Below are 12,860 nucleotides of genomic sequence, written 5' to 3'. Positions count from 1 at the left end.
GCCAAGAAAGGCGCTCAGCAACCGGGCTGGGTGACGGGTGTGCTCAGCTGCGGACGATGCCGAGGCGCTCGCGCACCGCATGCTGCGCGGCGCCGCGGAAACGATCCTCCGGGCTGATGCGCGCATAGTCGAGCGCGATGGTCGTCGCCCCCACCGGGCTCAGGGACTCCGCTGCCCGGCGGACCTTCTCCAGCACGGCGTCACCGAGGCGCGGCAGCGCGCCCCCGAGAACGACCGTCTCGATGTCCAGCACGGCGGACAGCAGACGCACGTTGTTCGCGAGTCGCAGCGCCATGCGGTCCACGGACGAGGCGTGCACCGGATCGGACGCGAGTCCCTCAAGGTCGACCGCGTCGAGGTCTTCCTCCAGCGGCAGATCGAACACGAATCGCAAGCCGACGTATCGTTCCAGGCATCCCACCTGGCCGCAGGGGCACGGCAGGGCATCGTCGCCGAAGTCCACGCGCACGTGCCCGAGCTCCCCGGCGCGGGCGTGCTCGCCGCGATAGAGCGCGCCGTCGATCACCATGCCCGCGCCCACGCCGTCGCCGATGTTCAAGCACAGGACATTGGGTGCGTCGGTGCTGCGGAAGGCGAACTCGCGCAGGGCATCGGCGTCCGCATCGTTGATGAGGTACACGGGTGCCGGCGTGACGTCTGCGGCGAGTGCTCGGACGTCGATATCCTCCAAGCCAAGCTGCACGCACTGCAGGATGCGATCGTTGTCCACCGCTCCGGGCACCTCGACGCCGACCGCGAGCAGCTCCGTTCCGCCGTGGTCGGCGACCTCCGTCAGCACGGTCCGCAGATCGTCGGGCGACCCGACGGCGGGCAGCGAGACCGGCTCGGTGAGCGTCTCGCCGATGAGGTTGCTGAACACGAAACGTGACGCATGACGGGTCAGCACGACGGAGGCGACGCGGTGCTGCTCACCGTCCAATGCCAGGCGCATCGCCGGCTTGCCGCCCGTGCTCTCGGCGAGTCCCGCCTCCCGGACATAGCCGGTGTCGATGAGGTCGGCGACGATCGATGACACCGTCGCCGCCGTCAGTCCGCTTCGACGCGAGAGGCTCGCGCGGGTCTCGTATTCGCCGCCGTCAGCGATCAGCTGGAAGATGCGTCGCGTGTTGGCACGCCGCATCTCCTCGTGGTTGGAGTGTCCGATGATCGCTTCACCTCCGGGGTCGGCTTGCGCGGATCGGTCGACCTGTCTATCGTAGGGCGCAGACTTTCGTTGTTTAACAAAGAAAGCCGCTGAGCAATCAGCAACGGTCGGCCGCGCAGCCGCCCGTCCGAAGGGGAGCGACCGTCCCACCCGGTGGGGGTAGGACGCGAGAGCCCCGGGGGAATGATGCGGGGCCGGGGATGAACTCCCGGCCCCGCATTTCTTCGTCTGCCGTGCGGTCTCAGGTGCTGCTGTTTCCGGTGTCGCTCACCGCGCCTTCTGAGACCAGTGCGACGACTGGTCTCAGAAGACGCAGTTGCGGATGGGGGCGTCAGCATTTGGTGAGACCGCGGACGGTTAAAGCACACCGGACACCCACGCCAGCGGCGCGAAGGACATCCGGTACGGACGCTACTCCCGGGACGGCGCCGGCAGGAGCGGTGCGGACGGGCACTCACGCAGCACGAGCGCGGTCGTGACCGGGCCGAAGCGTGCCAGCGAGTCGACGATCCTCTCAAGCTGAGCCGCGTCTCGGCAGTGCACGTCGAAGATGAGGCAGTCCTCTCCTGTGACTCGGAGCGTCGACGTGATCTCGCCGGTTCGCGACGCGAGCTCGAGAGCGGGGCCGAGCTGCGCGTGGGTGGTACGCAGGCGAACGACGGCGCGAATGTTCAGGCCGACGGCGGCCGGATCGATGACAGCGCGGTAGCCGGTGATGACCCCCGACTTCTCCAGGCGCAGGATTCGAGCGCTGGCCGCCGGTTGGGACAGCCCCACACGACGACCGACCTCAGCGCCGGTCAGTCTGCCTTCGCGTTGCAGCAGCTCGATGATTTGACGGTCGATCCGATCCAGCGGTTCCATCGCGTTCTGCCCCTCTTGCTTCGTTATCACTTGCGCCGAGTGCGCCGATCGAGCGCTTCCGTCATGCTCGATCGTGAGCTCGCCGCGGTTGGCTGCGGCCAGCGAAGGAAGGAGAGCTGCAGCGTGGTTGGCTTTGTGACTATCCCCGGTATCGGAGGATCCGACGATACGCACTGGCAGACGGCGTGGGAGCGACAGTGGGACCGTGCAGCGGTCCGGATCGAGCCGGCGTCCTGGACTCAGCCGGACCTGGCGGATTGGGTTGCAGCGATCGATCGTGCCGTCGCGGACATCGAGACGCGCACGAGCGATGTCGTGCTGGTCGCCCACAGTCTCGGGTGCTGGGCGGCGTCGACCTGGCTGTCCGATTCCGCGCGCCGATCCGTTCGAGGCGTGTTCCTCGTCGCGCCTCCCGATCCCTCCGCCGATGCGTTCCCCGCGGTAGCCGCATCGACGTTCGTCAGCGCTGCTCGGCAGTCCCTGCCCTGCCCGAGCGTGGTCGTCGCGAGTAGCAACGACCCGTACTGCCGGCTGGACGTGGCCCAGAGCCTCGCGTCCGTGTGGGGAAGCGATCTGCGCATGGTCGGGGCGCTCGGTCACATCAACTCGGCCAGCGATCTCGGCGACTGGTCGCACGGACGAGAGATGCTGGAGTCGCTACTTTTCGCGTGATCCGGCGGGAAGACGGAAGGCACACCGAAGACGCCCGTCGGCGGTATGGCTTCGATCCCTCGACGCGGGTCAGAGCCCCGAGCGTGAAGCGAGGAACGCGGCACCCTCGGTGCGGAACACGCGCGCACCGGGGGCGTGGACGTGGTCGCGGTCGGGGATCTCCAGGAACGAGCCCTGCGGCAGCACGCCGGCGAGGGTTCGCGAGTCGTCCAGGATCGGGTCGTCCGTGCCGGTGGCGATGAGCGTGGGCTGCTGTGGCGGGCGATCCATCGGCGGCAGATCCTCGTGCAGGCGCAGGCCCTCGGCCAGCGCCAGCAGAGCACGGATGTCGTTGCTCGGCAGCCGCTGAGCAAGGGTGACGTAGCGTCGGGTGATCTCGTCGGGGATCGGCGATCCGGTGTCCACGTGGGCGCGTGCCTCGTCCAACTGCAGGCGTCCGAGCGGCCGGCCGTCCGGAATGCCGCCCAGCACTCCGTGCGTGATCATCTCGGCGTGAGCGGTCATGAACTGCCAGCCCACGCGTCCGCCGAGCGAGTACCCGAGGTAGGCGGCCTCATCCACAAGATACGTGTCGAGCGCGATGAACAGGTCCGCCACCAGCGCCGACATGCTGTACTGGTCGGCATCGTGCGGCTTGTCGCTGGCGCCGTGGCCCCGCAGGTCGACGCCGATCACACGGAACCCGCGCCGCAGCAGTTCGCGCACCCATCCGGTGTCCACCCAGGTGTCGCGCATCGAGGACGCGAACCCGTGCACCGCCAGCACGGTGGGACTCGTGTCGTCTCCCCACGAGTACGTCGCGATGCGATGGCCCTCCGCGCTCATCACGTACTGGGGTGCGGGCATGGGAGTGAGCGGTGCGGGCGTTGTCACCCTTCCATCCTCCACCCGCCCGCAAGCCGGAGAATGCGAAACGGTGGGCCGGGACGAATCCCGACCCACCGTTGACGCGTGTGTCAGCCGAAGATGAGCGCCAGCACCGTGGCGCCGCCGCCGGTGAGGATCAGTGCTCCGATGACGATCCACGCCACCAGCCGCGTGCGGTTGAGCCGGCGGTCGCGCTGGCGCATGTCGTCGCCGTCATCGGCGAACTCCAACTCCGGCGGGATGGCGTTGTTCGTCATCAGACGCCCTGCGGAATGACCGCACCGAACGCGTTCGGCAGCGTGTTGCCGTTGGCGGAGCGCAGCTCGTCGACGGAGAAGGTGGCGATGTCCTGGATCTCCAGCGTGGCCTCGGTGTCGGTCACACCGATGCGCAGCACCGGGTAGCCGCGACCCTCGCAGAGACCGCGGAACTTCACGTCCTCCTCGCGGGGGACCGAGACGATCACACGACCCGTGGACTCGGAGAACAGGGCGGTGACCGCGTCCACGCCATCGCGCTCGATGATCTCGCTCAGCCACACGCGGGCACCGACGCCGAAGCGGGTGACCGCGTCGATGAGCGCCTGTGCGAGACCACCCTCGGAGAGGTCGTGCGCGGAGGAGACCAGACCCTGCTCAGCACCGGCGCGCAGGGTCTCGGCCAGGCGCTTCTCGCCCACGAGGTCCACTGCCGGCGGACGACCGCCGAGGTGCTGGTGGATGGTGGCCGCCCACTCGGAGCCGGACAGCTCGTCGCTGGTCACACCGAGCAGGTACAGGTTCTCGCCGGCGTCCTGCCAGCCTGACGGGATGCGACGCGCGACGTCGTCGATGATGCCCATCACGCCGACCACGGGGGTCGGGAAGATCGGGGTGTCGCCGGTCTGGTTGTAGAACGAGACGTTGCCGCCGGTGACCGGGATGCCCAGCTCCACGCAGCCGTCGGCGAGACCGTCGGTGGCCTGACCGAACTGCCACATCACCTCGGGGTTCTCCGGGGAGCCGAAGTTCAGGCAGTCGGTGACGGCCGCCGGGATCGCGCCGGTCACGGCCACGTTGCGGAAGGCCTCGGCGAGCGCGAGCTTCGCGCCCTGGTACGGGTCCAGCTGGCAGTAGCGACCATTGGCGTCGGTCGCGATGGCGAAGCCCAGACCCGACTCCTCGTCCACGCGGATCATGCCGGCGTCGTCGGGGAAGCTGAGGGCCGTGTTGCCCAGCACGTAGTAGTCGTACTGGTTGGTGATCCAGCTCGGGTCGGCCAGGTTCGGAGCAGAGGTGACCTTGAGGATCTGCTCGCGGATCGCCTCGGGGGCGTTGTCCCGGGGGAGTGCGGACGCAGAGTCGGCCTGCAGCGCGTCGATCCAGGTGGGGTAGGCCACCGGACGCTCGTAGACGGGACCGTCGACCGCGACCGTGGACGGGTCGACGTTGACGATCTCCTCGCCGTGCCAGAAGATCTGCAGGCGTCCGTCTCCGGTCACCTCGCCGAGCACCGAGTACTCCACGTTCCACTTGTCGAGCACCGCGATGAACGCGTCGAGCTTCGCCGGGTCGACGATCGCCATCATGCGCTCCTGCGACTCGGACATCAGGATCTCCTCCGGGGTGAGGGAGGAGTCGCGCAGCAGCACGTCGTCGAGGTCGACGCGCATGCCGGAGCCGCCGTTGGCGGCCAGCTCGCTGGTGGCGCAGGAGATGCCTGCGGCACCGAGGTCCTGAATGGCCTCGACCAGCTCGCCCTGGTACAGCTCGAGGCAGGCCTCGATCAGCACCTTCTCCGCGAACGGGTCGCCCACCTGGACCGCGGGACGCTTCGTGGGTCCGCCGTCGGCGAAGGTGTCGGAAGCGAGGATGGACGCGCCGCCGATGCCGTCACCACCGGTGCGAGCGCCGAACAGCACCACCTTGTTGCCGGCTCCGGTCGCGTTCGCGAGCTTGAGGTCCTCGTGGCGGAGCACGCCGACAGCGAGGGCGTTCACCAGCGGGTTGCCCTGGTAAACGGCGTCGAAGACGGTCTCGCCGCCGATGTTCGGCAGGCCGAGGCAGTTGCCGTAGAAGGAGATGCCCGACACCACGCCGTGCACGACGCGGGCCGTGTCGGGGTTGTCGATGGCACCGAAGCGCAGCTGGTCCATCACCGCGACCGGGCGCGCGCCCATGGAGATGATGTCGCGGACGATACCGCCGACGCCGGTGGCGGCGCCCTGGAAGGGCTCGATGTAGGAGGGGTGGTTGTGCGACTCCACCTTGAAGGTGACCGCCCATCCCTCACCGATGTCCACCACGCCGGCGTTCTGTCCCATGCCCACCATGAGACGTTCCTTCATCTCCGGCGTGACCTTCTGACCGAACTTCTTCAGGTAGATCTTGGAGCTCTTGTAGGAGCAGTGCTCCGACCACATCACGGAGTACATGGCCAGCTCGCCAGAGGTGGGACGGCGGCCCAGGATCTCGCGGATCTTGTCGTACTCATCAGGCTTCAGCCCGAGCGCCGCGTACGGCTGTTCCTTCTCCGGCGTCGCGATGGCGTTCTCGACGGTGTCGGCGACGGGGCGGGCGGTGGATTCTGCGGCGGAAGTCACGCGGCTGCACTCCAGATTTCGAGGGTGGGCGAGCAGGTTCAGTCTATCTGGCGTGTCCCGCCCCGTCGGACGGCCCGATCACGTCGTGCAGGCGCTGCATGGCGTACGGCCAGAGGATGCGTTCCTGCTCGAGGCGGGGCTCTCCGGCGTCGTGCTGTTGCGCGAGGAAGGCGCGGACCGCGAGGTCGCGCGGTGCCAGGTGTGTGAGCTCCAGTGACGCGGGTTTCGTGGGATCCACGGTCCACAACGCCTCGTGATCGCGAAGCGTCTGCTCATCCATGAGGACCGACTCGAAGCGCGGGAGCGCGGCGCGCAGCTGGTTGAGGATGCCGAACCCGTCGGAGTCGAGATCGCCCCAGTACAGCAGCTGAGGCGCAGTTCCGAGCCACTCGATGTCGACTAGCCGTGCACTCGTGCCGTACCCGTGTCCGTGGACCGCGACGGTGCCAGGCAGATCCGGCAAAGCCAGCAGAGTCTCGAGGTTCTCCACCACGAGAACCGTGTGCGGGCGCAGATCGACGCGGTTCCACTCGGCCGCGGGGGCTGAGAGGTGTCGCGGCCCCGCAGGCCAGAGCTTCTCGTCGAGAATCCTCATTCGCACCAGCTCGGGTGCCGCGACGAGATCCAGCCCGGGGCGTCCGGTGAGAGCTCCGTACAGCGCGCTCACGAGGGCGCGGTGCTGGGCGAGCCACTTGGTGTCGACTCCGGGAATCGGGACCTGCCGAATGCGAAGACCGGAGGCCGGGTTGTCGACGAGCCATCGCGCAGCGCTCCCGATCGTCGTCGCGGTCGGTTTCTCGAGGTCGCTGAGGCGCCGCGCGTGGGAGGCGAGAGCCGCTGACACGGCGTCGGCTGCGGCTGCGTTCGAATCGGTGTCGAGCTCAGCCCGGATGGCTTCGGCCGCGCTCCGTGCCCGACTCCACGCCTCGAGCGAGGCGCGGCCGGCGAATGTCGCAATCGCATCAGCGCCGTGAAGCTCGAGTCGTTCCGGCACGGTCTGCGTGCCCACTGATGCCCACGATCGCGTGGCAAGGACGACGCCGGGAATGCCCTCCCAGGATTCCTTCCACCGCCGCGTGACGTCCTGACCGTCGCGCAGCACGGCTCGCTCCGTCGGCGGGTGCAGGGGGAGCATGAGCGCAGCATCGGCACCTCCGCGCGCGATCCAGTCGGCGAGCGATCGGCTGACCCGAACTCGGGCCCGCTCGCGTGCCACGGAAACGCTGACCGGGGCGGGCATCAGCTCGTCGCCGTCGGGCCGTCGTCGTCGTGCCAGGCCACGTGGGCCACGCGTGATTCCGCGCGGGTCGGATTGGAAATGGCGGTGACGGCACCCACGTACGGCTCCAGGGTGGTCAGCAGCTTCTGGGGCGTGGCCAAGATCATGTGGAAGCCGAACTCCTCGAAGATGTCCATCGCCATCCGGGTGTACGCGGAATCCGCTTTGTCGAACGCCTCGTCCAGCACGATGGTTCCATAACGTGGCAGGTCGGCCTCGTCCTGAGTCAGCTGGTAGCGGAGCGCGGCGGCGAGGCAGAAGATGACGAGCTTCTGCCTCTGCCCGCCCGAGAGCCCCGCGCTGGAGTCGTGGACGGCGACCACGTCTCCCGCGGCATTCAGCTCTCGCGCCTGGAAGGTGACGTGCTCACGCGTGTCCAGGCATCGGGCACGCCACTGGACGTGGTCTCGTTCGGAGGAAGCCAATCTGTTCATCACGTCGGCCAGCACCGCGAATCGTGCCTCGGCGGTCTCCGCCTCGTTGTGGTCCCAGCTGCCGTCGACAATGGAGCGCAACTCCGTGATGAAGGTGGTGACCTCGGGTGATCGGTTATCCCTGACACGGATCGAGAGGGTGCGATCCCGGTCGAAAGGTGACCGGCTGAGGGACTGGTTCACCGGCTCGATACGATCGCGCACCTCTTTGGGAGCGCTTCTCAGGTCATCCAGCAGCAACCCGACGGCGTCTCGCGACTTCTCACGCAGCAGTCGGAAGAAGGCGGCCTCGTGCTGCGGCAATCCCACCGACTCGATCTCGGCGCGCAGCGCGGCGAAGCCGGATCTATCGTCGATCGAGGGCTCAACGCGTGCCGCGGTCTCGGAGAACGTGCCCACGAAGTCGCGCGCACGCCGCTCAAACTCCGAACGAGAGCGAGCGAGCGTGACCGATGCCTCGTCAGCCTGCGCTCGGAGGCGCGCTTGGACCGTGAAGCCGATCGCGTTGACGTTGGTGCGGTTGATCTGGCGCTGGACACCTTGGAATCGGGCAGCCAGGATCTGAGCGTCACTCGTCTCCAGCGGCGAGAGTGCGGTGAGCTCATCACGCAGGCGAACCTCATCGGCGCGGAGCGACACGAGTTCGGCCTCCAGCTGCCGGACGCGCGCGATCGCTTCCGCTGCGGCATCGCGGGCCCGGTCGCGAGTCTGGCGTGCGGTGTCGGCTCGCGCGACGGCATCGGACAGCTGCGCATTGCCGTCGGTCAGCTCGCGCAGCTCACGCGCGCGTTCGTCAACCTGATGGTTCGCGGACGCCAGGTCCAGCTCGTGCCACGGCTGCCGAAGCACAGCGAGCAGAACCTCGCGTCGGCGGACGATGCGAGCTTGCTCCTGTTGCGCGCGTTGCAGGAGTGCGTCGGCCGCCTGCTGATCCGCCTCGGCACGCTGGCGACGGGCGACGAGTTCGTCGACCTTCGCCTCGTTATCCGTGCCCATGACCCACTGTTCGCGGTCATCCACGCGGAACCGATCGTCCTTCACATAGCGACGAGCCGACGTCTTCACCTGCCCGCGAATCGTGAGGCCGCGCGGCACATCGTCCAGGTCGTCTGGCGAGTCGACGCACGCGTAGTCGTACTGCTCGGAGAGTCGCCCGTTCAGCCAGGTGTGGAACGGGCCGTCGGCCACCCGCACTCGATAGACGAGCGAGGTCTCAGATTCCACTCGTCGCGGGTCATCGACACTCGCCGGGACAGCCTCGAACACCACCCGAGCGCCGAGTGAGAGTGCGTCGGCCGTGCGTCGCACCGCGGGCAGGAGGTCGGCGCGCACGACGAGCGTCGTCGACAGCGGCCGCAGCACGCGTTCGATGGCACCGGTCCACTCGACATACTCCGGGCGTACATCCATCAGTTCACCGGCGAAGGGCAGCACGGATTCGTTGATTCGCAGCTGCTCCGCGATCAGCGTTCGCGCGCGCAGCAGGTTCGCGGGGATGTTCGTCGGGCGCCGGCGCAGTTCGAGGATCTCCTCGTCCAGACGGCGCACTTCGTTGCGTGCCTCGATATAAGCGCGGTTGGCGTCATGTTCGTGGAGGCGCGGATCATCTGCGCTCTCGGCGAGTTCGCGCTCGGCCGCATCACGCAGCGCCGCGTAACTCTCCGCGTCCGTCGGAACATCCACCTCCACAGAGCGCAGCGCCTCGGCGGTACGCCCAGCGCGTGCGGCAACCTCTGCGACGTGGCGCTTTGCGTCGTCGAGCCGTTCCCGTGCCCGATCCGCGTGATCACCTCCGACATCGCGGACGGCCGCGTCCGCAGCGGCGAAGCTCGCATCCGCGGCATCGCGACGTTCCGATGCCGAGAGCTCCGCCGATTGCGCGGCGGCGAGGGCCACCCGTGTGGCGTCACGATCGCTGCGCGTCTCCTGGAGGAGGAGTCGGGTCTGGAATGTGGGCAACAGCGCCTGAAGCCGTCGAGCCTCGTCGAGGTCGTGGGCCGCGGCCTCATAGGCGCTGGCGCTCGGCTCGAGGTCGCGAAGCTGTTCGACCTGCTCACGGGCGCGAACCACCAGTTTGTGCGCCTCGTTGAGGTCTTGGAACTGCGCGACGGCCTCCTTGGCGCGCTCGAAGGCGCGTGGCTGGTCGAGCATGAACTCGCGGAACAGCCGATCGAGGCTGCCGAGGTTCTTCGCTGACTGTGTCTTATGCAACAGCTGCAGCGCGCCGGTGGAGCCGATGCCGAGCAGTCGCGTGATGCGGGAGAAATAGGTCTTGTGCGCACCGCTGGTGGTCACCAGCGCATCGGGGAACGCTCGTTTGATTCCGCGGGCATCCAGCCCGGACGTGGCGAATGACTGGAACGCCAGCAGATCGGGGGACGAGCGATCGATGAAACCCAGATCCCTCACGTCCGCGGCGTCGGCTCCACCCCCGCGAAGGTGGAAGAGGCGCGCCAGGGTGACGGGATCCGTTGCCTCGTCTTCGAATCGCAGCAGGAGCCCACTCCAGGTGGCACCGGTGCGCAGATAGGTGCTGATGGCGCGGTCTTCCACCTCGTCGGCCTGCTTCGCCCACGCCCCACGGATGTAACTGACCAGGCTGCGATCATCGGCGCGGGCGGATTGATCCTGTGCAGCCGCGTTGTATCGCACCCACACGCGGGGAGTGAGGACCGTTGCGATGCCGTCCAGCAGAGATGATTTGCCCGATCCGCTCGGGCCGGTGAACAGGTGACCTCGCCGTGCGACATCGATCACCGTGTGGCCCGTGAAGGTGCCCCAGTTGACGAGTTCGATGCGGGAGAGGCGCCATTGCCCGGTTGCGATGCTCACGCGTCCTCCTCCTCGCCGGCGGCGGCGATCCGGTCGTATTCCGCGGCCAGCTGCCGCACCGTGTCTGCGGTGACAATGAGCGCGAGCACGGGCGAGATCTCCACCCGATCTTCGGTATCCGTGGCGTGCACGATGCGCAGCGAATCTCGCATCTTGCGCCAGGACGCATTCAGCCTCTTGCCGAAGTCCGTCTCGTCACGGTCGGCCCCGCGATACACCGCGAGCTGTTCGAAGACTTCGTCGCGCCCGATGATGACCCGCCGTTCGCCTTCCGCATGCAGCAGGATCTGTCGCAGTACGAGCAACATGGCGGTATCGAGGAAGGTCAGGGTCTCTGCCCGCACCGCGGTCGGGATGGCGAGCTCATCGGTTCGCACGTTGCGGACGAACGCGAAACCGAGGACCGGGTCGATGACGAGGTCGAGGAACAGATCGTTGAGGCGTTCCTCAATGGCCGACTGATCGGCAAGCAGCGCGGACCAGAGGTTGCCCTTGTCGCTGGACACGTAGGGACCCTTGATCAGCGCCAGGAGAACGCGTCGTGAGTTCTCCGCGAGGGATCCGCGGTCTCCGGTCCAGAGGGCCGTTGGGGAAACAGATCCGGTGTCGTCATGAGTGGCTGTGTCGGTCATGCGGGAGTCCTCAGGAAGCGGTGGCGGGGAATGGGAGCGGTGCGGCCAGAGCCGTCGGCGCCCACCCAGCTGATGTGTTCGTCGCCAATCTCCGCCACCGCGGACTCGTCGGCGAGAGCAAGAAGCCCGATCACCGAGCCGACCCCTTGAGTTGCGGGGAAGCGCTCCAGGATCTGGGCGATCGTGGGCTCTCCCAGCTCGTCGATCACCGCGCGGACGTTGGCGCTCAGCTCGTCGAAGTCGATCTCGGTGTCGCGGGCTGCGTCGCGCAACTGCTGCCAGTCCACATCGACGGCAGCATTCGTGCTCACTGTGCTTGTGACCACGAAGTCAGAGGGGTCATGCGGGCGCAGCGCGCCGATGGAGCTGAGTGAAACGCCGCTGAGCTCGATGTCGATCTGCGTCGGCCGATAGGGCTTCGTGTGCGGCGCTGCTCGCAGCGCCGCGGCGAGACCTTCGCGGATGGTGCCGCGCAGTGCTCGATCGCGCTGGTACTGCTGGGACTGCACGTAGCGGCGCAGCCCCCGCGCGAAGGCGGTGATCACGCTGTGGATGTCGCTTCCCTCTCGCTTCAGCGTTGGCAGGAGGCGTCGCAGCGCACGTCGTTCCGCGGGCTCCAGCTCGTCGACGAAGTCCCGGTCGAGCACGCGATCGATGTCCCGATCGAACTCGGCCCCCACCTCCGGATCCAATACGAGTCGCAGGAAGTGGCTGAAGCTGCGCCCCGCGTCACTGTCGGCGATGAGGTCGACGCCGCGGAAGACATCGCCCAGGACCTTGCGCTGGCTGTCCTCGGATTCGATGAGTCGTTCGTGTAGCAGGCGATTCAGGCCCTCGAATCGCATGCGCACTTGAGCGAAGTCTCCCGGGAGCTCGGTGATCTGCTTGAGGATTTCGCGGGTGCGCTCGGTGGCCCGAGCATCGTCCAGGATCGTGATGTCTCCGGCCCGCACGCGGCTGATCTCGGCGTCGAGGGCTTCACGCTGAGCGAGCAGAGTGGACAGTCGACGGGTCTGGTCGGGATCGGTATCCGTTGCAAGCGCCGAGAGCTGGTGCGCGATGCTCGTGAGTCGGGACTCGGTGATGGCGGGGCGCGGGTCGGCCAGCGCTGTCAACGTACGGAGGGCACCCAGCGCCGCGGCGGAGAGCTCGTACGTCTCGCCGCGAGAGTCATCGGACGGGCGTCGGATGAGGTAGCCGTCACTTCGCCACGCGCTGCAGTATGCCTGCGCGACGAGAGGCAGGTCAAAACCGAGGTCGCGGAGACCGTCGAGGTCTGCATCGACCGCCTCGACCAGCTCGGCCACGGGCATCCGTCGAACTTCGCCCCCGAGGTGCGTTCCGAGGATGCCGAGAATCACCGGTGCCAGCTCCGCACGCATCAGCTTCCAGGAAACGTCATCCTTCTGCAGGCGCCGCAGCGCGAGGGACCGTGCGAGCGCGTCATCGAGTGTCGCCATCGTGCTCCTCTGCTGTGTTGTGACGCCTCCATGATGGCCGAGACCACCGACATCCACGCAATCAGCTGTTGATT

At 67.6% G+C, this 12,860-nt stretch carries 10 protein-coding genes; 1 reads left to right on the top strand and 9 read right to left on the bottom strand.

Going from position 1 to position 12,860, the window contains the following annotated elements; translation table 11 throughout:
- Positions 1-43 precede the first annotated feature (43 nt).
- Both ABTV68_RS20135 and ABTV68_RS20130 read right to left on the bottom strand, forming a co-directional pair.
- Positions 44-1,141, bottom strand: a complete 1,098-nt coding sequence (locus tag ABTV68_RS20135) for an ROK family protein (protein ID WP_433675443.1) — start codon at positions 1,139-1,141, stop codon at positions 44-46.
- 435 nt (positions 1,142-1,576) lie between these two features.
- Positions 1,577-2,029: an Lrp/AsnC family transcriptional regulator gene (locus ABTV68_RS20130; protein WP_433675442.1), complete on the bottom strand. Its 453-nt coding sequence runs from the start codon at positions 2,027-2,029 to the stop codon at positions 1,577-1,579.
- Positions 2,030-2,164: 135 nt separating this feature from the next.
- Here ABTV68_RS20130 and ABTV68_RS20125 point away from each other — a divergent pair, with 135 nt between their 5' ends.
- Positions 2,165-2,701 carry an RBBP9/YdeN family alpha/beta hydrolase gene (locus ABTV68_RS20125; protein WP_433675441.1) on the top strand — a complete coding sequence of 179 codons (537 nt, stop codon included), beginning with the start codon at positions 2,165-2,167 and terminating at the stop codon, positions 2,699-2,701.
- 69 nt (positions 2,702-2,770) lie between these two features.
- Here ABTV68_RS20125 and ABTV68_RS20120 read toward each other — a convergent pair whose 3' ends face one another.
- The 7 genes from ABTV68_RS20120 to ABTV68_RS20090 form a co-directional block, all read right to left on the bottom strand.
- Positions 2,771-3,574, bottom strand: coding sequence for an alpha/beta fold hydrolase (locus ABTV68_RS20120; protein ID WP_433675440.1), 804 nt, complete (start codon positions 3,572-3,574; stop codon positions 2,771-2,773).
- 83 nt (positions 3,575-3,657) lie between these two features.
- Positions 3,658-3,825 carry a hypothetical protein gene (locus ABTV68_RS20115; protein WP_433675439.1) on the bottom strand — a complete coding sequence of 56 codons (168 nt, stop codon included), beginning with the start codon at positions 3,823-3,825 and terminating at the stop codon, positions 3,658-3,660.
- Positions 3,825-6,149: a phosphoribosylformylglycinamidine synthase subunit PurL gene (purL, locus tag ABTV68_RS20110; protein ID WP_433675438.1), complete on the bottom strand. Its 2,325-nt coding sequence runs from the start codon at positions 6,147-6,149 to the stop codon at positions 3,825-3,827. Before purL ends, ABTV68_RS20115 begins: the two co-directional genes overlap by 1 nt.
- Positions 6,150-6,192: 43 nt before the next feature.
- Positions 6,193-7,389, bottom strand: coding sequence for a Wadjet anti-phage system protein JetD domain-containing protein (locus tag ABTV68_RS20105; protein WP_433675437.1), 1,197 nt, complete (start codon positions 7,387-7,389; stop codon positions 6,193-6,195).
- Entirely contained in the window at positions 7,389-10,694 is a 3,306-nt protein-coding gene (locus ABTV68_RS20100; RefSeq protein ID WP_433675436.1) for an ATP-binding protein, read from the bottom strand. Before ABTV68_RS20100 ends, ABTV68_RS20105 begins: the two co-directional genes overlap by 1 nt.
- Positions 10,691-11,326 (bottom strand): DUF4194 domain-containing protein, encoded by a 636-nt coding sequence (locus ABTV68_RS20095; RefSeq protein WP_433675435.1) that lies wholly within the window; start codon positions 11,324-11,326, stop codon positions 10,691-10,693. Before ABTV68_RS20095 ends, ABTV68_RS20100 begins: the two co-directional genes overlap by 4 nt.
- Positions 11,323-12,786 (bottom strand): DUF3375 domain-containing protein, encoded by a 1,464-nt coding sequence (locus ABTV68_RS20090; protein WP_433675434.1) that lies wholly within the window; start codon positions 12,784-12,786, stop codon positions 11,323-11,325. Before ABTV68_RS20090 ends, ABTV68_RS20095 begins: the two co-directional genes overlap by 4 nt.
- Positions 12,787-12,860: the final 74 nt, after the last annotated feature.

Source organism: Microbacterium gorillae (assembly GCF_050990725.1).
In the GTDB taxonomy this organism is placed as follows: Bacteria; Actinomycetota; Actinomycetes; order Actinomycetales; family Microbacteriaceae; genus Microbacterium; species Microbacterium gorillae_A.
This window is presented reverse-complemented; position numbering and strand designations above follow the sequence as displayed.